The organism is Ideonella oryzae, assembly GCF_024055665.1.
Lineage (GTDB): Bacteria > Pseudomonadota > Gammaproteobacteria > Burkholderiales > Burkholderiaceae_C > Ideonella > Ideonella oryzae.
Genome location: NZ_JAMXMC010000003.1, coordinates 45454 through 66482 on the forward strand (window position 1 = coordinate 45454; position 21029 = coordinate 66482).

Consider the following 21029-nt stretch of genomic DNA (forward strand, 5'->3'; position numbering starts at 1 on the left):
GACCCCAGCGTTCACCACCAGCAGTACTGTCGGGCCCCGGTCACACCCCGGGCCGACGCCGTTCGGAGGGGCCACATGGGCCGCACACACCAGTCGCGCCAGTTCCGCGCGACCGATGCCACGCGACTCGGGCGCCCCCGGGCAGCCTGTATCCACCCGCCGCCTGCCTGCCGGGTGAACCCGTGACCCTGCTCGCCTGGCTGCCCGCGGCCTTTCGGCGCACACCGGCTCCTGCGACACCCGCCGGACCGGCTTGGTTCCGTCGCGAAGAGGCGATCATGGGCACGGCCATCACCGCCGAGCTTTGGGCCGACAGCCCGGCCCAGGCGGAGCAGGCCCTGGGACTGGTGATGGACGAAATGCACCGGATCGACCGCTGCATGAGCCCGCACCGGGCGGACTCCGAGCTTTCCCGCATCAACCGGGAGGCAGCGTTGCACCCGGTGCCGCTGAGCCCGGAAATGGCCCGGCTGATCGACCGGGCCCTGACCTTCTCGGCCCTGTCCGAGGGGGCCTTCGACATCAGCTTTGCCGCGGTGGGCCAGCACTACGACTACCGCACCGGCCAGGCGCCGGACGCGGCCACCCTGGCCCAGGCCCGCGCGGCCATCGGCTGGCGCGGCCTGCTGCTGGACCGCGCCGCGGGCACCTTGCGCTTTGCCCGGCCGGGCATGCGCATCGACCTGGGCGGCTTTGCCAAGGGCCATGCGGTGGACAACGCCATGGCCCTGCTGCGGGCCCAGGGCATCCGCCATGCCATGGTCTCGGCCGGTGGCGACAGCCATGTGCTGGGCGACCGGCGTGGCCGACCGTGGAGCGTGGCCATCCGCGATCCGCGCCGCGAGGGCGGCGTGGTGGCCGTGCTGCCGCTGGAGGACGTGTCGATCTCGACCTCCGGCGACTACGAGCGCTTCTTCGAGCGCGACGGCGTGCGGCACCACCACCTGCTGGACCCGCGCACGGGCGAATCCGCCCGCGGCGTGCGCAGCGTGACCATCCTGGCCCCCGATGGCCTGACGTGCGAAGCCCTGTCCAAGATGGTCTTCGTGCTGGGCCCGGCACGGGGCCTGGCCCTGATCCACACCTTGCCCGACGTCGATGCCGTCGTGATCGACGCCGAGGGCGCCATGCATGTCAGCCAGGGCCTGGCCCAACCGCTGGCCGAGGGGGCTGCGGCAGTCGCCGCCCCATCCCGGGGAGACCACACACCATGAAGCACACCCTTCTTCCCAACCCGGGCCGGCGCCCGCTCGCCGCCGGTCTGCTGGCGGCACTGGGCCTGCTGGCCGGCCTGGCCGGCTGTTCCGGCAGCACCAGCGGCGGCGGCACCGCCACGGTGGCCGGCGATGTGCCGCTGGTCTACGTGAAGCGTGCCGACACCCTGAACCTCAACCCGACCGACGGCGCCCCCTTCGCCCCCGGAGGGGACCTGATGCTGCGCGAGAAGTCCTCGCCCAGCGCCCCCGAGCACAACCTGACCCAGCAGTTCACCCAGGGCAAGGGTGATGTGTCCGGCCCCGAGGTGTCCTACGACGCCAAGAAGGTGGTGTTCGCCATGCGCTGCCCCAGCAGCAACACGGCCAAGATCAACGGCGCGGCCGCCTGTACCGGCCGCTGGAACCTCTGGGAATACGACATGAGCAGCGGCGGGCTCACCGGCGGCAGCTTCCGCCGGCTGACCGCCTCCACCACCGACGACGACGTGGACCCGGTCTACCTGCCGGGTCACCGCGGCTTCGTCTTCACGTCCAACCGCCAGACCAAGTCCCATCTGGACCAGGCCCTGGGGCGCAGCTATTACGCGCTGGACGAGTACGAGCGCCAGCGCGTGTTCAACCTGCACACCATGGATGCCGATGGCGAATCGATCACCCAGATCTCCTTCAACCAGAGCCACGACCGCAGCCCGGTGATCCGTCCCAACGGCGACATCATGTTCTCGCGCTGGGACCATGTGGGCGACCGCAACCACTTCAAGATCTTCCGCATGAAGCCCGACGGCACGGACATGTTCGTGCTCTACGGCGCCCACAGCGAGGGCAACACCTACCTGCATCCGCGCGACATGGACCCGTCCGGCAAATACGCCGGCTACCTGTCCACCGATGCCATGCCCCTGCAGCGCTCGAAGGAAGGTGGTGCGCTGCTGTTGATCGACGCGGCCAACTACTCCGAGCAGAACACGCCGGCCAATTCCACGGTGCCCACCACCGGCGGACAGCAGCAGCTGACCGCGCAGGAACTCAACATGGACCGCGGCTTCTCGCGCTACGGCCGCGTGACCACACCCTACCCGCTGTGGGACGGCACCAACCGGCTGCTGGTGGCCTACAAGCCCTGCGAGGTGACCCGCAGCGGCGAGGTGGTGCCCTGCGCCAACCTCACGAGCGATGAGATCGCCCGGCTGGAGTCCACCGATCGCACCGAGGCCGAGATCGCGACCGACACGGTGCAGGACAACGTGCCGCCGCACTACGCCATCTACATGTTCGACCCGGCCCAGCAGACCTGGCTGGTGGTGGCCGCCCCGCCCGCGGGCTTCATGTACATCGACCCGGTGGCCCTGCAGGCGCGCACCGAGCCGCACACGGTGGAGGCCACCAACGTGGACGCCGATCTGGCGGCCCAGGGCCTGGGGCTGCTGGAGGTGCGCAGCGTCTACGACACCGACGGCCTGGGCCGCATGGGCGACGCGGTGCTGGGCACTGCCGACCTGAAGGGCAGCTGCACCACCGCCATCGCCAAGACCACCCCCACCGACGCGCTGGACACCCGCGCCCAGGTGGCCGACCTGATCCGCATGAAGAACCCGGCCGACAGCGCCTACGGCTGCTCGCCCGCCCGCTTCGTGCGGGCGGTGCGCGCGGTCGCGCCGCCGGCCAACACGATGAACCTGCGCGAGGCCATCGGCGAGACCAACTTCGAGCCGCAGCAGATCCTGGGCTATGCGCCGATCGAGCCCGACGGCTCCTTCAAGCTGGTGGTGCCGGCCGACACCCCAATCGGGCTGGCCGTGGTCGATTCGGAAGGCCGTGCCTTCCAGACCCACACCAACTGGATCCAGATCCGGCCGGGCGAGCGCCGCACCTGCGACGGTTGCCACAGCCCGCGCCGCGGCGCCTCGCTCAACAGCGGCAGCATCGTCGACACCATGCCCTCGGCGCTGCGCAGCGCCCTGGCCTCGGCCCACCTCTCGGGCGAGACCATGGCGTCCACCCGCACCCGGCTGGATGCCAATGCGCTCAAGCTCGTCTCCGACCTGATCTACCAGGACGCCTGGGCCGACACCACCCAGGCCGGCGTGACCGCCCGGCCCTCGATCAGCCTGCGCTACACCGGCAATGCCGACCCCAGCCAGGACCTGGCCACGGCGGCGCCCACCAACGGCGTCATCAACTACCCGGACCACATCCAGCCGCTGTGGACCCGCAACCGGGGCAGCAACACCTGCACCAGTTGCCACAACGCCAGCGCCAGCCTGAACCTGCTGGGCACCGTTGCCGGCTCCGGCCGTCTGGCCTCCTATGACGAGCTGCTGATCGGCGACCCGGTGATCGACCCCAGCACCGGTCTGCCCAAGACCCAGCTCAAGAACGGCGTGCCCGAGGTGGTGCGTCAGCCTGCCCTGGTGGAAACCAGGGCCAGCGAGGGTGATGCCCTGGGGCTGGCCCGCAAGAGTCGACTCATGGAGATCCTGGCCGGCCAGTTGCTGATGTCCTCGGCCGACGCGCAGACCACCCATCCCACGCCCACCAGCGTCAACCACGCCACCATGCTCAACGCGGCCGAGAAGCGCCTGCTGGCGGAGTGGATGGACCTGGGCGGCAAGTACTACAACGACCCCTTCAATGCCAACGCCGGCGTGCGCACGATCAGCACGCTCAGCCAGGAGAGCTTCGAGGCCAAGGTGCTGCCCATCTTGAACAGCACCTGCGCCACCTACTGCCACATGGGCGTGGGCAGCGGCGCAGGCAAGTCCTTCATCGACAACCGCTTCGTGCTGACCGGCGACCCGGAGGGCGACTACAACGTCACGCTGACGATGATCTCGGACACCTGCAACCCTGCCAGCAACACCCTGCTGAGCAAGCCGTCCACCCGCCCCCACCCCAGCGGCGCCACCGGCCAGACCACCGCGGTCCTGCCGGCCGGCAGCACCGATTTCGCCACCATCGTCCAGTGGATCGCCACCGGCTGCCCCACCCCATGATGAAGTCACACCCTCTCCTTCTGGCGCTGGCCGGCCTGACGCTGGGCGCGGCCCTGGGCCTGAGCGGCTGCGGCGGCGGCAACCCGCTGGGCAATCCCTCGGATGTGCAGAACCCCGCGGGCACCGGCGGTGAAAAGCTCTCCTTCGCCTACTACCAGAAGTGCATCGAGCCGCTGCTGGTCCAGGCCATCGCCACGCCGTCCGGCGGCACAGCCACCTGCGCCGCAGGCGGTTGCCACTCCAATGCCAATGGCACGGGCGGTGCGCTGCGCATCATCGAGACCGCCAGCGTGGTGGACCTCTCCGCCTCGGCCGACACCATCCGCGCCAGCGACATCTACAAGAACTTCTACTCCGCCATGGGCGCCAGCGTGCCAGGCAACTCCGCCGAAAGCCGCTTGCTCAACAAGCCGCTGGTGCGGGGCGTGCTGCACGGCGGCGGCCAGATCCTGGCCAGTGAGAACGACCCGGTGGCCGTGCTGATCCGCTACTGGATCGACCACCCAGCCCCCGAAGGCCAGGACGAGTTCAGCACCGCTACCTACAGCATGTTCACCCCGGCCGACCCGGCCACCGGCAGCTGCAACACCCAATGAAGCCCATGCGCACCGCCCACACCCTTGCCGCCGCGCTGCTGCCGGCCCTGTTGCTGGTGGCGCCCGCCTGGGGGCAGGATGCCGCCACCGCCCCCCCCGCCGACACGGCGTCGGCCCCGGGCATCCTGGACCGCTGGTTCCCGCCCAAACCCCAAGGCCTGGATGCGCTGGAGCGCCTGCAGGTCACCGCGCCCTTCGTCGAGCTGCACACCGGCCCGGGCCGGGGCTACCCGGTGTTCCATGTGGTCGAGCGCGAGGGCTGGATCACCGTCGTGCTGCGCCACACCGACTGGTACAAGGTGCGCACCGAGGACGGCAAGCTCGGCTGGGTCAGCCGCGAGCAGCTGGCCAGCACGCTCACCGCCTCGGGCGACCGCAAGACCTTCCGCGAGGTGGTGCTGGACGACTACCTGCGCCGCCGCGTCGAGATGGGCGCCACCTTCGGCCGCTTCGACTCCGAGCCGGTCATCAAGCTCTGGGGCGGCTACCGCCTGTCCGACACGCTCAGCGTGGAGCTGGCCTCCAGCCAGGTGCAGGGCGTCTATGCCGGCACCAGCCTGTGGCATGTGGCCCTGCTGACCGAGCCCTGGTTCAAGCAGCGCCTCTCGCCCTTCTTCGGCGTGGGCATCGGCCGCTTCCACAACGTGCCCAACAAGAGCCTGATCGACGCCCACACCACCGACGCCAACCTGGGCATGGTCACGCTGGGCGTCAAGTACCACCTCAGCGAGCGCTTCGTCGCCCGGCTGGACTACGAACTCACCACGGCCTTCCTCTCCGACGAGAAGACCTCCGACTACGGCGCCTACAGCGCCGGCCTCTCCTTCTTCTTCTGACCCCGCCTCACCATGCGACGCTCCCTCCTTCCCCTGCTGCTCGCCGCGCCCCTGCTCACTCCCCTGGTCAGCCAGGCGGCCGACGCCGCCAGCGAAGCCCCCGTGCAGCCGCAGATCGACCGCCGCGACGTGCGGGTGCCGCGCTTCCCTTCCAACGATTTCGAGGTGGGTCTGTTCTTCGGCCCCTATTCCACGCAGAACTTCGGCAGCAGCATCGCCCTGGGCGGACGCCTGGGCTACCACATCACCGAAGACTTCTTCGTCGAAGCCGCCTACGGCCGCACCACGGTGAGCGACGACGCCTTCAAGCGCGTGCTGCCGGGCGGCGTCTTCACGCCGGGCGAGAACAAGCTCAGCTACAGCGACCTGTCGGTGGGCGTGAATGTGTTGCCCGGCGAGGTCTTCCTGGGTCGCGACCATGCCCTGCCCTCGCAGCTCTACCTGATCGCCGGTGCCGGCACCACCCACTTCAACGGCCAGCGCCAGCAGACCTTCAACTTCGGCCTGGGCACCAAGGTGTACTGGAACGACAGCTTCGCGCTGCGGGTGGACCTGCGCGACCACGTCTTCTCGCTGGACCTGCTGGGCAAGCGCGACAGCACCCACAACCTCGAGCTGACCGCCGGCGCCTCCTTCCTGTTCTGAGCCATGCCCATGTTGTTGCGCCGTGCCCTGGTCCTGTCCTCGCTGGGTCTCCTGTCCTTCACCGCCGCTCAGGCGGCCACACCCGCCCCGGGCGGCACCGCGCCGGATTTCACCCTGCGCGCCCTGCACGGCCCCAACCTGCGCCTGAAGGAGCAGCGTGGCCAGGTCGTACTGCTGAACTTCTGGGCCAGCTGGTGCGGCCCTTGCCGTGAAGAGATGCCCCAGCTCGACCGGCTCTACCGCAAGTACCAGTCGGCCGGCTTCACCCTGTTGGGCGTGAGCGTGGACGACGACCCCAAGGCCGCTGGCGCCATGGCCGACAAGCTGGGCGTGGCCTTCCCGGTGCTGCTCGACAGCGACAAGCAGGTCAGCAAGGCCTATGACCTCAGCGCCATGCCCTCGACCGTGCTGATCGACCGCGACGGCCGCGTGCGCTACCTGCACCGCGGCTACCGCGACGGTTTCATCGCCACCTACGAACAGCAGATCCGCGAGCTGCTGAAGGACTGAGCCATGCCCCTGCCCTTCTCTTCCCCGCCGCGCGCCTTGCTGCTGCTGGGCCTGGCCCTGGCCGGCCTCTGCGGCGGCTGCAGCACCGAGCCCTGGGTCAAGCCCTACGAGCGCGAGCGCCTGGCCGACCCGATGATGCAGTTCTCGCGCGAGGTCCTGGCCGACAAGCAGCGCGACCACGTCTACTCGGTGCGCGAAGGCGCCCGCGGCGCCACCGGCGTGCAAGGAGGTGGCTGTGGCTGCAACTGAGCATCGCCTGCCCCGCTGGGGCCGCAGCGCCTGGCGCCTGCTGGCCCCCCTGCTCAAGCTGCTGGGCCTGACCGCGCTGGCCACCCCGGCCGCCCGCGCGGTGGACCTGCCCCAGGACCACGAGGAAGCGCTCGTCCACCTCTACAACGGCGGTGGCGTCAAGGCCTACGGCCCGGCCCTGCTGGTGCGCAAGAACGTGGCCGACAAGGTCTCGCTGACCGGCAGCGTCTATGTGGACATGGTCAGCAACGCCTCGATCGACGTGGTGACCACCGCCAGCCCCTTCCGCGAGAACCGCGTGGAATGGGGCCTGGGCGTGGACCATGTCGAGCAGGACACGCTGATGCACCTGGGTGTCTCGCGCAGCACCGAGCCCGACTACGTGGCCAGCGCCGCCAACCTGGATGTCTCGCAGGACGTCTTCGGCGGCATGAGCACGGTGGCCCTGGGCTTCACGCTGGGCCAGGACGACGTGGGCCGCCATGGTGAAACAGGCTACTTCGACCACGCCCGCCACTGGCAGTACCGCCTGGGCCTGACCCAGATCCTCAGCCCGCGCTGGATCGCCTCGGTCAACGGCGAGGCCATCGCCGACGAGGGCTACCTGGGCAACCCCTACCGGGTGGCACGGGTGTTCGGCGCCTATGTGCCCGAGCGCATGCCGCGCACCCGCACCGCCCGCGCGCTGCAGTTGCGGGTGATCGGCGACATCAGCGACGAAGGCGCCAGCGACCGCAGCGCGGTGCGGGCCTCCTACCGCTACTACCGCGACACCTGGGCGGTGCAGGCCCACACGCTCGAGCTGGGCTACACCCGGCACTTCGGCCCGGACTGGCTGGGCGACGTGGCCGTGCGCCTGAACCACCAAGGAGCCGCCCTGTTCTTCAGCGACAACGCCCAGAGCGAAACCCTCTACGTCACCCGCAACCGCCAGCTCAGTGCCTTCAACAGCTACGCGTTGGCCGGCAAGGCCAGCTACACGCTGCCGGGCGAGACCGCCCAGCGCTACGGCCTGCAGCTGAGCGCCAACCTCGAGCTGCTGAGCTTCCGCTACAGCGAGTTCACCGACATCCGCACCGGGCAGCTCTACCACTTCAACGGGCAGAACCTGCAGCTGCTCCTCACCGGGAAGTTCTGATGCGACGACTCCACCTCCTGCTGGGCACCGCCCTGCTCGCCATGGGCCTGAGCCTGTCCGCCCAGGCCCAGACGCCGCCCGCCGATGCCGCCTCCGCCGCATCCGCCGCGCCGGCCCCGGCCGCCAGCGCCTCGGCCCCCCTGCCGAGCGACGCCGCGCTCGACGCCCGCGCCGAAGACCTCAAGCGCGAGGTCATTGCGCTCAACCGCGACCTGCTGGCGCTCGAGGAAGAGCTGCTCTACCCGGCCAGCACCCAGGTCAACGTCTTCGTCTCGATGGACGTGGGCAAGCTGTTCATGCTGGAGTCGGTGCAGGTCAAGGTGGACGACAAGCTGGTCGCCCAGCACCTCTACACCCCGGCCGAGGTCAAGGCCCTGCACCGCGGCGGCGTGCAGCGCCTGTTCGTCGGCAACCTGCGCAGCGGCCCGCACGAGATCACCGCCTTCTTCACCGGCCAGGGCCCGCATGAGCGCGACTACAAGCGCGGCACCACGCTGCAGTTCGACAAAGGCAGCGAGACCCGCAACATCGAGCTGAAGGTGCGCGATGCCCTGGGCAAGCTGCAGCCCGAGTTCGACGTCAAAGTCTGGCCGTGACGCGTCCGAGTTCCGCCTTGTCCCGGCGCCCGCTGCCCCTGCTCGCGCCCCTGCTGATCGCGGGATGGATGCTGGCCGGGCCCGCCCGCGCCGCCTCCGACCCGCCCGAGCCCGAACACGTGGTGCGGGCCCCGCACTATGGCGAAGTGCTGTTCCACTTCCACCAGGATCAGACCTTCACCGCGCTCACCTCGCTGATGGTCTCGCAGCAGTTCGACCGCCTGGGCGTGCACGCCGACGAGGCCGAGGTGCTGCGCGGCGGCCTGCTGCTGTCCTACGGCATGCACCGCGAGGCCGGCCAGGTCTTCGAGCGCCTGATCGACCACGGCGCCACGCCCGAAGTGCGCAACCGCGCCTGGTACTACCTGGCCCGGGTGCGCTACACCCGGGGTGAGCCGCAGGCCGCCGATGCCGCCCTGGCCCATATCCAGGGCGAACTGCCCGGCGCACTCGACGACGACCGGCGCCTGCTGCAGGCCCAGGTCAAGCTGGCCCTGGCCCAACCCGCCCTGGCGGCCGAGGCCCTGACCCCGCTGGCCAGCGCCGATCAACCCCGCCCGCCAGCGCCCGCGCCGGTGGACGAGGACAACCCGCCGCCGCGCCCGGGCCTGCTGGCCCGCCTCAAATCTCTGGTGCTGGCCCCCTTCAGCGGCCCGGACCCGCTGGCCGCCAACGATGCCGACGCCCGGCTGTTCGCCCGCTACAACCTGGGCATCGCCCTGATCCGCCAGGGCGACGCGACCGGCGGCACCCGCTGGCTGGACGCGCTGGGCCAGATGCCCGCGGCCAACGAGGAGCAGCGTGCCCTGCGCGACCAGGCCAACCTGGCCCTGGGCTACGCCGCCCTGCAGCGCGAGGCGCCCGAGCAGGCCCGCCAGTACCTGGAACGCATCCGCCTGAAGGGCCCCAGCTCGGACAAGGCCCTGCTGGGCTACGGCTGGGCCGCCCTGGGCCTGAAGCAGCCCAAGCTGGCGCTCGTCTCGTGGACCGAACTGGCCCAGCGCGACCCGTCCCAGCCTGCCGTGCAGGAGGCCCGCCTGGCGGTGTCCTACGCCCTGGCCGAGCTGGGGGCTGACACCCAGGCCCGCGACGGCTACCAGTCGGCCCTGGGCAGCTACCAGGACGAGGACCAGCGCCTGGGCGAGGCCATCGCCGCGCTGGAGGACCCGGCCTGGCTGGACGAGCTGCTGGCCCGCAACCCGGGCGTGGAGATGGCCTGGTTCCGCGACGCCGAGGACGTGCCCCACCTGCCGCACCTGCGTCTGCTGGCCCCGGCCCTGGCCGGCCACGCCTTCCAGGAGAGCTTCAAGACCTGGCGCGACCTGCGCTTCCTGCAGGACAACCTGGCCGCCTGGCAGGAGACCCTGGCCGTCTACCGCACCATGCTGGATGAACGCCGCAAGGCCTTCCAGGAGCGCCTGCCCGACGTGGCCAGCCAGCGCCAGCAACTGGACTCGGCCGCGCTGCTGCCGCGCCAGCAGCAGCTCGACGGCGAACTGGCCCAGGCCGAGGCGGACGCCGATGGCCGCGCCTTTGCCGACCCGGCCCAGCGCGCCTTGCTGCAGCGTGCCGACCGCGCCCGCGACACCCTGGCCCGGCTGCAGGCCGCGCCCGCCGGCCAGGACGTGCCCACCGCCACACTGCAGGACGCCGCCGAGCGCCTGCGCATCCTGCAGGGCCTGCTGGCCTGGGACCTGAGCCAGGCCTACCCGGAACGCCGCTGGGCCGCCCGCAAGGCCCTGGGGGACAGCGCCCAGGGGCTGCAACAGGCCCAGGCCGCCCGCCAGGCCCTGGACCAGGCCGCGCGCGACGAGGCCCAGCGCTTCGTGCAGTTCCAGCAGCGCATCGACGAACTGTCCCGCCGCATCCAGGCCCTGCAGGCCCCGCTGGCCACGGCCAGCACCCAGCAGGCTCAAGCCCTGAGCCGGCTGGCCCAGGACGGCCTGCGGCAACAGCAGGAACGCCTGGCCGGCTACGCCCAGCAGGCCCGCTACGCCCTGGCCCAGTTGCTGGACCGCGGCCGTGACGCATCGACGGAACCCGAGCATGCCCCGACGCCCTGAGCCCCGCCACCTGACTGTCCTGGCGGCTGCCGTCTCGGTGGCCTGGCTGGGCGGCTGCAGCCTGTGGTCGTCCCGCCCGGCGGGTGACGACGAGCCCACCCTGCGCACCCTGGCCGAGCGCACGCCCCCGGCCATCCAGACCGGGAAGCTGCGCAGCACCGAGGACCAGGCCCTGGCCGCCTGGCGCGCCCTGCTGGCGGCGCAGCCCGATCCCCGCCAGCGCGCCCAGGCCCTGCGCCGACTGGGCGACCTGGAGATGGACCGCAGCGACAGCGCGCTGGCCGCCGACACCGGCGCCTCGGCGCCACAGGCCAGCCACCGCGAAGCCATCGCCAGCTACCAGGCCTACCTGAAGTCCTACCCCCAGGCCCCGGACAACGACCGCGTGCTCTACCAGCTCGCCCGGGCCCACGAACTGGATGGCGAACCCGAGGCCGCGCTGGCCACGCTGGACCGCCTGGTGGCCAGCTACCCGACCACCCGTTATCTGGACGAAGCCCAGTTCCGGCGCGGCGAGCTGCTGTTCACCGCCCGCCAGTACCCGGCGGCCGAGCAGGCCTACAGCGCCGTGCTGGCGCGTGCCGAGCCCACCGTCTTCCACGACCGGGCGCTCTACATGCAGGGCTGGTCGCGCTTCAAGCAGGGCCAGCTCGACGGCGCGCTCGAGGCCTTTCTGCGGGTGCTCGACGGCAAGCTGGCCGACCAGGACCCGGCCGTGCCGCTGGAACAACTCGACAGCCTGAGCCGGGCCGACCGCGAACTGCTGGACGACAGCTTCCGCGTCGTCAGCCTGACGCTGGAGAACCTGCAGGGCGCGGCCAGCATCCCGCCGGTCACCGCCAGCCCGGCCCGCCAGCACTACCAGGTGCGCCTGTACCGGCGGTTGGCGGCGCTCTACCTGCAGCAGGACCGCCCCAAGGACGCGGCCGACACCCTGCTGGCCTTCACCCGGCTGCGGCCGGAGGACGCCCAGGCGCCCGCCCTGCAGGACGAGGTGATCGGCATCTACGCCCAGGCCGGCTTTGCCCAGCAGGCCCAGCAGGTCAAGGTGGACTTCGTGACCCGCTACGGCGCCCAGGGGGCCTACCGCCAGGTCAACCCCGAAGCCTGGCAGGACGCCCAGCCCCAGGTGCGCGAGCACCTGGCCGAACTGGCCCGCCAGGCCCACGCCCAGGCGCAGCAAAGCCACGCCCCCGCCGACGTGGCCCAGGCCGTGCAGTGGTACCGCACCCTGCTGACCGACTTCCCGGACCACCCGGAAGCGGCCGAGAACCGCTTCCTGATGGCCGAGCTGCTGTTCGAGGCGCGCCGCTTCGACGAGGCCGCCCTGGCCTACGAACAGACGGCCTACCCGGCACAGGAAGGCATGGCCCGCAGTGCCCCCGCCCGGCGCACCGAGGCCGGCTACGCCGCCGTGCTGGCCCGCGCCGAGCTGGTGAAGGCCGCCCCGCAGGCGAGCCGCCCGGCGCTGGAGCGGGACCAGGTGGCCAGCGAGCTGCGCTTTGCCCAGGCCTTCCCCGCCGACAGCCGCGCCCCGGCCGTGCAGGCCCACGCCGCCGAGACGCTGTACCGCCTGGGCGACGCCGCCGGTGCCAATGCCGCCGCGCTGGCCCTGCTGCAACGCCAGCCCGCCGCCCCCGAGGCCCAGCGCCGCACGGCGCTGAACGTGCTGGCCCACACCCGCTTCGAGGCCGGCGCCTTCGACGAAGCCGAGCGCTACACCCGCGAGGCCCTGGCCCTGACCCCGGCCGCCGACGCCAGCCGGCGCGACCTGACCGAACGCCTGGCCGCCTCGCTCTACAAGCAGGGCGAGCAGGCCCGCACGGCCGGCGACACCCGGCGCGCCGCCGAGCTGTTCGGCCGCGTCACCACCGAGACCCCCGAGGCCAGCGCCCGGGTGGCCGCGCAGTTCGACGCCGCCACCCAGCGCCTGGCGCTGAAGGACTGGGCCGGTGCCAGCCAGCTGCTGGAGGACTTCCGCCAGCGCTTCCCGCGCGAGGCGCTGCAGGCCCAGGTGCCGCCCAAGCTGGCCCTGGCCTACAGCGAGCAGGGCCGCTGGGCCGCCGCCGCGGCCGAGGCCGAGCGCATCGCGCAGAGCGAGACGGACCCCGAGCGCGCCCGGGCCGCCCGCTGGCAAGCCGCCCAGTGGTACGACCAGGCCCAGGCCGCCCCTGGCGCCGCACCCCGTGCCCGCGCCGAGGCCGCCCGCAGCTGGGAGGCCTACTGGCGCGCCCACCCGCAGCCCCTGCCCGAGGCCATCGAGGCCCTGAACCACCTGGTGTTGCTGGCCCATGCGGACGGACAGACCCCGCGCGAACGCCAATGGCAGCGCACCCTGGTGCAGGCCGAGGCGGCGGGCGGCACCGCCCGCACCGAGCGCAGCCGCAGCCTGGCGGCCCAGGCCGCGCTGGCCCTGGCGGACGAGGATGGCGAGGCCTTCCGCGCCGTGGCGCTCAAGGAGCCGCTGCAAAAGAGCCTGGCCAGCAAGAAGGCCCGGCTGGAAACGGCCCTGCAGGCCTATGGCCGCGTGGCCGACTACGGCACGGCCGAAGCGGTCACCGCCGCCACCTTCCGCACCGCCGCGCTGTACCAGGACTTCGGCCGCGCGCTGATGGACTCCGAGCGCCCGCGCAAGCTCAGCAAGCTCGAGCGCGAGCAGTACGACGTGATGCTGGAGGAGCAGGCCTATCCCTTCGAGGAAAAGGCCATCGGCCTGCACGAGGCCAACGCCGCCCGGGCGCCGCAGGGCCTGTACGACCGCTGGGTGCGCCAGAGCTTCGACGCCCTGCGCACGCTGCGCCCGGCCCGCTGGGCCAAGGCCGAGCGCGAGGCGCCCTGCGGGGCTGGCGCGGCCCTGACCCGCCAGGGCCTGGCCGCCCGGCAGGACGGCAACTTCGTGGCCGCGGGGCAGGCCTGGGCCCAGGCCCTGAAAACCGACGCCGCCTGCGCCGCCGCGGCCCTGAACCTGGGCGTGCTCAACGACCTCTACCTGGGCTCGCCCGAAGAGGCCCTGCGCTGGTACCAGCAGTACCAGACGCTGGCCGCCGCACAGGGCCTGGGCGCCGACGCCCAGGTCGGCAAATGGATCACCGAGGTGCAGCGCCGCCTGCCCAAGCCCGCCGCTCCGGAAGCCGCCCCGAACGCTGCCTCCGCGCCCGCCAAGGAGACTACCCCATGACCTCGCATCCCTCACTCACGCTGGCCCTCGGCCTCGGTTGGCTGCTGCCCCTGGCGCTGACCGTTCCCGGCGCCGCCCGGGCCCAGGACCAGGCCGAGGTGGCGCCCAGCAAGATCATCGGCAACCGTGAGCTGCCCAAGGTCCTGTACTTCGTGCCCTGGAAGAAGCCACTGACCGATCCGCTGGCCGGCAAGCCCCCGGCCAGCGTGCTCGACGAGGTGCTCTCGCCGATCGACCGCGAGGTCTTCCGTCGCAACGAGCGCTTCACGGCTGCGGCCACCGCCGCCTCGGCCCCCGCGCCCTGAACCCGTCCCCGTTTCCTCTTCGACCCTTTCCCCACGCATCGCGCCCCCGGAGTTCCCCGCCATGACCACCTTTGAATCCATCGTCAAGTTCTTCCAGGACTGCGGCCTGTTCATCATCCCCAGCCTGACCATCATGGCCATCGGGCTGAGCATCGCGATCGAGCGCTTCATCTTCCTGCGCCGCGCCCGGCGCGAGAACAGCGCCCTGTGGGCCCAAGTGCAACCCATGCTGCAGCAGGCCCAGTGGAAAGAGGTCTACAGCGTGGCCAGCAAGAGCGACGCAGCGCTGGGCAAGCTGGTGAGCAACGGCCTGCAGCGCCTGCAGAGCTCGCGCAAGCGCGAGGACATCGACGCCTCGATGGAGGAAGGCATGATGGAGATCGTGCCGCGCCTGGAGAAGCGCACCCACTACATCGCCACCTTCGCCAACGTCATCACGCTGGTGGGCCTGCTGGGCACCATCTCGGGCCTGATCAAGGCCTTCACGGCGGTGGCCCAGGTGAACCCGGCCGAGAAGGCCGAGCTGCTGTCGGGCTCCATCTCCATCGCCATGAACAACACCGCCTTCGCGCTGGGCGTGGCCATCCCCTTCCTGCTGATCCACGCCTTCCTGCAGGCCCGCACCGGCGAGATCGTCGACGGCCTGGAAGCCGCCAAGATCAGCTTCCTGAACCTGGTGCAGCGCCTGGCCCCCGAAGCCGGCAGCCGCTGAGCCGCCGGCCCGAGAAAGCGCAACCATGCGAGTCCGACGCCTGCGCAAGACACCGGCGGCGCTGGAGGTCACGGCCTTCATCAACCTGATCGTGGTGCTCGTGCCCTTCCTGCTGTCCACCGCGGTGTTCACCCGGCTGGCGGTGCTGGAGCTGTCGCTGCCGGCGAAATCCGCCGGGGTGGAGCAGCTCAAGGTCGACCACCTGCAGCTCGAGGTGGTCATCCGCCCGGACGCCCTGGACGTGGGCGACCGCGTGGGTGGGCTGATCCAGCACATCCCGCACACGGCCCAGGGCCCCGACCTGAAGGCGCTCAACGCGCTGGTCATGCAGGTCAAGGCCAAGTACCCCGAACAGAAGGACGCCACCATCCTGGCCCAGCCCGACACGCCCTATGAACTGCTGGTCAAGGTGATGGACGCCACCCGCGAGGGCCGCACCGCCCGCGAGGACGGCCAGGTCGTCAAGGCCGAGCTGTTCCCGGCCCTCTCCATCGGCGACGCGCCGCGCGGCACCCCCGCCGCGGCCCACGGAGGCTGACGTGCCCACCCTCACGCCCCTGCAGAAGCGGGCCGCCCGCAAAGCCCGCAACCACACCGATCTGGACATGAACCTGGTGTCCCTGATCGACGTGTTCACCATCCTCATCTTCTTCCTGCTGTCCAACTCGTCCGAGGTGGACATCCTGCCCAGCACGAAGAGCGTGCGCCTGCCCGAATCCACCGCCGAGGTGGCGCCCCAGGACACCCTGGTGGTGGTGGTCAGCCCCGAGGAGATCATCGTGGACGGAAAGACCGTGGCCCGCGTGGCCGACGTGCAGGCCGCCCCCACCGACCTGATCGCCCCGCTGACCGCGGCCCTGCAACAGCAGCAGGCGACCCGCCGCGCGGTGCGGGCCGAGAACGCCCCGCTCAGCCAGGTCGTCACCATCATGGGTGACCAGAGCATTCCCTACCAGCTGCTGCGCAAGGTGATGACCAGCTGTGCCCAGGCCGGCTTCAGCGACGTGCGCTTTGCCGTGCGCCAGAAGGTGGAGAAGACATGAGCGCCGCTGCCGTGAGCTTTCGCCAGCCGGTGCTGGCCTGGGCCAATGCCCCGGACGACGAGACGCGCTTTCGCCGCATCTTCGTCCAGGTGGCCGTGCTGTGCCTTCTGCTGGGGCTGGTCACGCACTTCGTGACCCTGCCCGAGCGACAGCCGGACGAGGCCCAGGCCCTGCCCGCACCGATGGCCCAGCTGCTGCTGGACAAGGACAAGGCCGCTGCGCCCCCGCCCAAGCCGCTGGCACCCACGCCGGCCGAGCAGGCCCGCAAGGAGCCGGTCAAGGAGACCCCGGAGGCCACGCCGCCGAAAGAGACCGCCCGCCCGGCACCAGCGCCCGCCGGCAAGAAGAACGCCGCCCCGGTGCCCGAAGCGCGCCAGCCGGTCGAAGGCAAGCCGCCGGGCGAGATTGGTGAGGCCCGCCGCCGCGCCTCGGGCGTCGGCCTGCTGGCCATGAAGGACCAGTTGGCCGCGCTGCAGGGCGCGCCCGCGGCGGTGCAGCTCAAGGAAGTGACACCCGGCCCCGGTGTGGGCACGAACAAGGGCGTGGGCGTGGGGGCCGGCACCCAGCCCGGCCTGCCCGACCGGGCGCTCATCACCTCGACCGCCACCGGCGGCAGCGGCGGCATCAACACCGCGGGCCTGAGCAAGGACACCGGCGGCGGCGGCCTGGCCGGCCGATCCACCACGCTGGTGGCGGGGGTGGCCGGTGGTGGCGGTGGCCCCGGCGGTGGCGGCGGCAAGGGTGGCACCGGCGGGAATGGCGCCGGGGGCACGGGCACGGGAGGCAACGGCACGGGCGCCGGGGGAACCGTGCAGCGCGGCCACAGCGGCAAGGCCGCCCGCTCGCTGGAAGAGATCCGCCTGGTCTTCGAGCGCAACAAGGGCGCCATCTACGCCATCTACAACCGCGCCCTGCGCGAGGACCCTTCGCTGCAAGGCAAGGTGGTGGTGGAGCTGCGCATCGCCCCGTCCGGTCAGGTCACCGGCTGCACCCTGGTGTCCAGCGAGCTGAAGACGCCCGAGCTGGAGCAGAAGCTGCTCGCCCGCATCCGCCAGTTCGACTTCGGCGCCAAGGATGTGGACGAGATGGTGGTCAAGTGGCCATTGGACTTCCTGCCCTCCTGACGGGCTGCAGGCCGGCAGCGCGGACAATGCCGGCATGCACGCCCCCACCGTCTACCTCGCCGGCTTCGATGTCTTCCGCCCGGATGCGGTGGCCCAGGGCGAAGGCCTGAAGGCCTGCTGCGCCGCCCAGGGCTGGCAGGGCCTGTACCCGCTGGACAACGCCCTGCCCGAGGGCCTGCAGGGCCTGACGGCGGCGCGCTGGATCTGCGAGGCCAACCTGGCCTTGATCCGGCGCGCGGATGCGGTGCTGGCCAACCTGAACAACTTCCGCGGGGCGGAGCCCGACTCGGGCACCGCCTTCGAGGTGGGCTTTGCGGTGGCGCTGGGCAAGCCGGTGGTGGGCTATCTGGACGATGGCCGCACGCTGCGGGAGCAGCTGGGCGGCGCCCTGGATGCCGACGGGCTCACGGTCGAGGATTTCGGGCTGCCGCGCAACCTGATGCTGGCCTGCACCGCCCACCTGGTGGTAGGCGATGCGCAGGCCGCGCTGCAGGCCCTGAGCCGCAGGTTCAGAAATCGGCCTTGATCTCCGGCCGCTTCTGGCCGAACACCCCGGTGCGCAGGCTCATCTCGGCATTGAGCAGGCCGTTGAGGGTGAGCGTGCAGGCGCCGCCGGCGGCCTGGGCCCGGGCCTGGTGTTCCTGGGCGATGTTCTGCTGGATCAGGCCGAGGAGCTGATCGGCATCCAGCGCCTCGGTGGGTTGCGCCAGCAGGGTGGCGACGTCGGACCGGACTTGCTGCAAGACTTGTTCACGCATGGTGGCTCTCCTGTCAGAAAGGAAGTGGTGGCGTGCGTGATCTTGCGCAAACTTCGCGCTGAATGCAGTGCTCGGCTATGCGGGACATTGCACCAGCGGCTGGCGCCACTGCGTCTTTTGGTGTAGACGCTGCACCGTTCAGGGTGCGCGTTCAGGGCGCATTGTGCAGGGCCTGCTGGAGGAAGTCGTACAGCGCGGGCTCCTGGCTGAAGGCCACGTTGAAGCGCAGCCAGGGGCTGGGGGCCAGGTCGCAGCTGAACAGGTGGCCCGGGCCCAGCATGATGTCCCGCTCGGCGGCCAGGTTGGACAGGGCCACGGTGTCGGCCAGGGCCGGGTGGCGGGCCCACAGGAACATCCCCGCCTTCGGCTCGGCGAACAGCTCGAAGCCCAGGGCCGTCAGGCGGTTGCCGGTGTGCTCGTGGGCGGCGGCCAGGCGCTCGCGCAGGCTCTTGAGGTGCTTGCGCCAGCGCCCTTCGGTCAGGGCGCCAAGGGTCAGCCGCTCGCTCAGCTCCGAGCTGGTGAGGCCGGAGACCATCTTCAGCTGGGCCAGGTCCTCCACCATGTCCGGATGGGCCATCAGGTAGCCCACCCGCAGGTTCGGCGAGATGGTCTTGGAGTAGCTGCCGATGGTGATGACGCGATGCAGCTCGTCCAGGCTGGCCAGCGAGGGACGGGGCTCCGGGTCCAGGTCGGCGTAGATGTCGTTCTCGACGATGGTGAGCTCGTGGGCCTCGGCCAGCTGCAGCACCCGGTGCAGGTGGGCCAGCGGCGCGACCGAGCCGGTGGGGCTGTGCAGCCGCGGCTGGGTGAAGAAGACCTTGGGCTTGTGCTCGACGATCAGGCGCTCCAGCGTGACCAGGTCGTAGCCACGCGGCGTGCGCGGCACGCCCAGCAGCCGCGCACCCTGGTAGCGCAGCGAGAACAGCAGGTTGGAGTAGCCCGGGTCGTCCACCAGCACCGGGTCGCCCGCGCGCACCAGGCGCCGCAGCGCCAGGTCCAGGCCCTGGCTGGAGCCCTGGGTCAGCAGCACATGCTCGGGGCGCACCTGCACCTGGCGCTCGGCCATCGATTCGCCGATGAGCTGGCGCAGCGGACGGAAGCCCTTGGGGTCGCCATAGCCGCCCAGCTCGCCCTCTTCGGCCGCCATGGCCCGCAGCGCCTTGCGCAGCCCCTCCTCGAACAGCCAGTCCCCGGGCAGCCAGCCGCAGCCGACCTTCATGCTCAGGTGGCGGTGCTCGAAAATACGGCTCAAATACCACTTGGCATCGAAATCCGCCCCTGCCACGCTGGCGACCAGACTGCTGTCCTCGTCCCGGTCGTGGCGCTGGCGCACAAAGAAGCCGGTGTGCGGACGCGACACCAGCAGGCCGATCGCCACCAAACGGTCATAGGCTTCGACGACAGTGAACACACTCACCCCGTGCGCCTGGGCAAACTGGCGGATGGACGGCATCTTGGTGCCCGCCCTCAGCCCCCCCTCGACGATCAGGGCGCGCACGCCTTCGACGATCTGCGTGACGAGGGGAATGGTGGATGAGGGCTTGAGCTGCAACAACATGGACGGCCGCTGTACCGGTTTATCGGCCTGTACAGTGCAGAAGTGTTTTTCCGCGATCTGTACATGGTAGCGCCGACGCCATGGCTCCCAGAATCGGCGCTCAGCGGCCGACACCGTGCCCGCCGCCCGATCAGGAGAGACTCCCCATGCCCCGCGACTCGTCCAAGCCATCTTCCCAGAACAACGCCGAGCTGATCGCGCGCCGCCGCGCCATCCTGCCCACCGGCGTCGGACAGACCTACAACGTCTTTGTTGACCGTGCGGTCAACTCCGAAGTCTGGGACGTGGAAGGCAAGCGCTACGTTGATTTCTCGGGCGGCATCGCCGTGCTGAACACCGGCCACCAGCACCCCAAGGTGATCGCCGCCGTCAAGGCCCAGCTCGACAAGGTCCACCACACCTGCTTCCAGGTGCTGGCCTATGAGCCCTATGTGGAACTGTGCGAGCGCCTGGTGGCGCTGGCCCCGGGCCACTTCGCCAAGAAGGCCTTCCTGCTGACCACCGGCGCCGAGGCCGTCGAGAACGCGATCAAGATCGCCCGCTCGGCCACCAAGCGCCAGGCCGTGATCGCCTTCGGCGGCGGTTTCCATGGCCGCACGCTGCTGACCATGGGCCTGACCGGCAAGGTCGCCCCGTACAAGGCCGGCTTCGGTCCGTTCCCGGCCGAGATCTACCACGCCAAGTACCCCAACGCCATGCATGGCGTGAGCGTGGCCGATGCCATCGCCTCGATCGAGGCCATCTTCAAGTACGACGTCGAGGCCGAGCGCGTGGCGGCCATCATTCTGGAGCCGGTGCAGGGTGAAGGCGGCTTCTACGTGGCCCCGCCCGAGTTCGTGAAGGCGGTGCGCGAGCTGTGCGACAAGCACGGCATCGTGATGATCGCCGACGAAGTGCAGGCCGGCGCCGGCCGCACCGGCACCTGGCTGGCCTGCGAGCAGTGGCCGGTGGCGCCGGACCTGATCACCATGGCCAAGTCCATCGGCGGCGGCTTCCCCATCTCCGCGGTCATCGGCAAGGCCGAGATCATGGACAAGCCGCAGCCGGGTGGCCTGGGCGGCACCTACGCCGGCAGCCCCATCGCCTGCGCCGCGGCGCTGGCCGTGCTGGACGTGTTCGAGGAAGAGAAGCTGCTGGACCGCTCCAAGGCCATCGGCGAGCTGCTGACCACCGGCTTCAAGGCCATGGCCCAGCGCCACAAGTGCATCGCCGACGTGCGCGGCATGGGCGCCATGCTGGCCATCGAGCTGTGCAAGAACGGCGACCCGCACCAGCCCGACGCCGAGCTGACCAAGCGCGTCTGCTCCGAAGCCATCGAGCGCGGCCTGGTGCTGCTGTCCTGCGGCGTGTATGCCAATGTGATCCGCGTGCTGGTGCCGCTGACCGCCTCGGACGCCCTGCTGCAGGAAGGCCTGAAGCTGCTGGAAGAATCGCTGGTGGCCGCCAGCCAGGCCTGAAGCCTGCCCTGAAGCCGGCGCGGGCTGCGGGAGGCAGCGCCGGCCGGCTGC

The 21029-nt window shown here is 71.0% G+C and carries 20 protein-coding genes; 18 read left to right on the top strand and 2 right to left on the bottom strand.

Annotated features, from left to right (window positions below):
* Window positions 1-182: 182 nt before the first annotated feature.
* The 17 genes from M0L44_RS05260 to M0L44_RS05345 all read left to right on the top strand — a co-directional run bounded on the left by M0L44_RS05260 (window position 183) and on the right by M0L44_RS05345 (window position 17731).
* Entirely contained in the window at window positions 183-1214 is a 1032-nt protein-coding gene (locus tag M0L44_RS05260; protein WP_252768618.1) for an FAD:protein FMN transferase, read from the top strand.
* Entirely contained in the window at window positions 1211-4210 is a 3000-nt protein-coding gene (locus tag M0L44_RS22075; RefSeq protein ID WP_290429038.1) for an HzsA-related protein, read from the top strand. Before M0L44_RS05260 ends, M0L44_RS22075 begins: the two co-directional genes overlap by 4 nt.
* Window positions 4207-4806: a hypothetical protein gene (locus M0L44_RS05275; protein ID WP_252768619.1), complete on the top strand. Its 600-nt coding sequence runs from the start codon at window positions 4207-4209 to the stop codon at window positions 4804-4806. The genes M0L44_RS22075 and M0L44_RS05275 overlap by 4 nt, the downstream gene beginning before the upstream one ends.
* A gap of 5 nt (window positions 4807-4811) precedes the next feature.
* On the top strand, window positions 4812-5642 hold the full coding sequence (locus M0L44_RS05280; RefSeq protein WP_252768620.1) for an SH3 domain-containing protein: 831 nt from the start codon (window positions 4812-4814) through the stop codon (window positions 5640-5642).
* A 12-nt stretch (window positions 5643-5654) separates the two neighbouring features.
* Window positions 5655-6287, top strand: coding sequence for an outer membrane beta-barrel domain-containing protein (locus M0L44_RS05285; protein WP_252768621.1), 633 nt, complete (start codon window positions 5655-5657; stop codon window positions 6285-6287).
* A gap of 3 nt (window positions 6288-6290) precedes the next feature.
* Window positions 6291-6797, top strand: coding sequence for a peroxiredoxin family protein (locus tag M0L44_RS05290; protein WP_151123926.1), 507 nt, complete (start codon window positions 6291-6293; stop codon window positions 6795-6797).
* Window positions 6798-6800: 3 nt separating this feature from the next.
* Window positions 6801-7046: a DUF4266 domain-containing protein gene (locus M0L44_RS05295; protein WP_252768622.1), complete on the top strand. Its 246-nt coding sequence runs from the start codon at window positions 6801-6803 to the stop codon at window positions 7044-7046.
* Window positions 7033-8184 carry a DUF3570 domain-containing protein gene (locus tag M0L44_RS05300; RefSeq protein WP_252768623.1) on the top strand — a complete coding sequence of 384 codons (1152 nt, stop codon included), beginning with the start codon at window positions 7033-7035 and terminating at the stop codon, window positions 8182-8184. Before M0L44_RS05295 ends, M0L44_RS05300 begins: the two co-directional genes overlap by 14 nt.
* Complete coding sequence (locus M0L44_RS05305; RefSeq protein ID WP_252768624.1) at window positions 8184-8780, top strand: AraC family transcriptional regulator; 597 nt, start codon at window positions 8184-8186, stop codon at window positions 8778-8780. The genes M0L44_RS05300 and M0L44_RS05305 overlap by 1 nt, the downstream gene beginning before the upstream one ends.
* Window positions 8781-8797: 17 nt before the next feature.
* Window positions 8798-10843, top strand: a complete 2046-nt coding sequence (locus M0L44_RS05310) for a hypothetical protein (RefSeq protein ID WP_252768625.1) — start codon at window positions 8798-8800, stop codon at window positions 10841-10843.
* Window positions 10827-14021 carry a tetratricopeptide repeat protein gene (locus tag M0L44_RS05315; protein WP_252768626.1) on the top strand — a complete coding sequence of 1065 codons (3195 nt, stop codon included), beginning with the start codon at window positions 10827-10829 and terminating at the stop codon, window positions 14019-14021. The genes M0L44_RS05310 and M0L44_RS05315 overlap by 17 nt, the downstream gene beginning before the upstream one ends.
* On the top strand, window positions 14018-14326 hold the full coding sequence (locus M0L44_RS05320) for a hypothetical protein (protein ID WP_252768627.1): 309 nt from the start codon (window positions 14018-14020) through the stop codon (window positions 14324-14326). Before M0L44_RS05315 ends, M0L44_RS05320 begins: the two co-directional genes overlap by 4 nt.
* 61 nt (window positions 14327-14387) lie before the next feature.
* Entirely contained in the window at window positions 14388-15038 is a 651-nt protein-coding gene (locus M0L44_RS05325) for a MotA/TolQ/ExbB proton channel family protein (protein ID WP_022979401.1), read from the top strand.
* A 25-nt stretch (window positions 15039-15063) separates the two neighbouring features.
* Window positions 15064-15576, top strand: a complete 513-nt coding sequence (locus M0L44_RS05330; RefSeq protein ID WP_252768628.1) for an ExbD/TolR family protein — start codon at window positions 15064-15066, stop codon at window positions 15574-15576.
* 1 nt (window position 15577) lies between these two features.
* The gene (locus M0L44_RS05335; RefSeq protein WP_252768629.1) at window positions 15578-16081 is read left to right on the top strand and encodes an ExbD/TolR family protein; all 504 of its coding nucleotides are present in this window, start codon (window positions 15578-15580) and stop codon (window positions 16079-16081) included.
* The gene (locus M0L44_RS05340; protein ID WP_252768630.1) at window positions 16078-17205 is read left to right on the top strand and encodes an AgmX/PglI C-terminal domain-containing protein; all 1128 of its coding nucleotides are present in this window, start codon (window positions 16078-16080) and stop codon (window positions 17203-17205) included. Before M0L44_RS05335 ends, M0L44_RS05340 begins: the two co-directional genes overlap by 4 nt.
* A 34-nt stretch (window positions 17206-17239) precedes the next feature.
* Window positions 17240-17731, top strand: coding sequence for a nucleoside 2-deoxyribosyltransferase (locus M0L44_RS05345; protein ID WP_252768631.1), 492 nt, complete (start codon window positions 17240-17242; stop codon window positions 17729-17731).
* Here M0L44_RS05345 and M0L44_RS05350 read toward each other — a convergent pair.
* Entirely contained in the window at window positions 17715-17963 is a 249-nt protein-coding gene (locus tag M0L44_RS05350) for a hypothetical protein (RefSeq protein ID WP_252768632.1), read from the bottom strand. The genes M0L44_RS05345 and M0L44_RS05350 overlap by 17 nt on opposite strands.
* Before the next feature lie 151 nt (window positions 17964-18114).
* The gene (locus M0L44_RS05355) at window positions 18115-19518 is read right to left on the bottom strand and encodes an aminotransferase-like domain-containing protein (RefSeq protein ID WP_435526392.1); all 1404 of its coding nucleotides are present in this window, start codon (window positions 19516-19518) and stop codon (window positions 18115-18117) included.
* A 149-nt stretch (window positions 19519-19667) separates the two neighbouring features.
* Here M0L44_RS05355 and gabT point away from each other — a divergent pair, with 149 nt between their 5' ends.
* Window positions 19668-20978: a 4-aminobutyrate--2-oxoglutarate transaminase gene (gene gabT / locus M0L44_RS05360; protein ID WP_252768634.1), complete on the top strand. Its 1311-nt coding sequence runs from the start codon at window positions 19668-19670 to the stop codon at window positions 20976-20978.
* The last annotated feature ends 51 nt before the right edge of the window (window positions 20979-21029 follow it).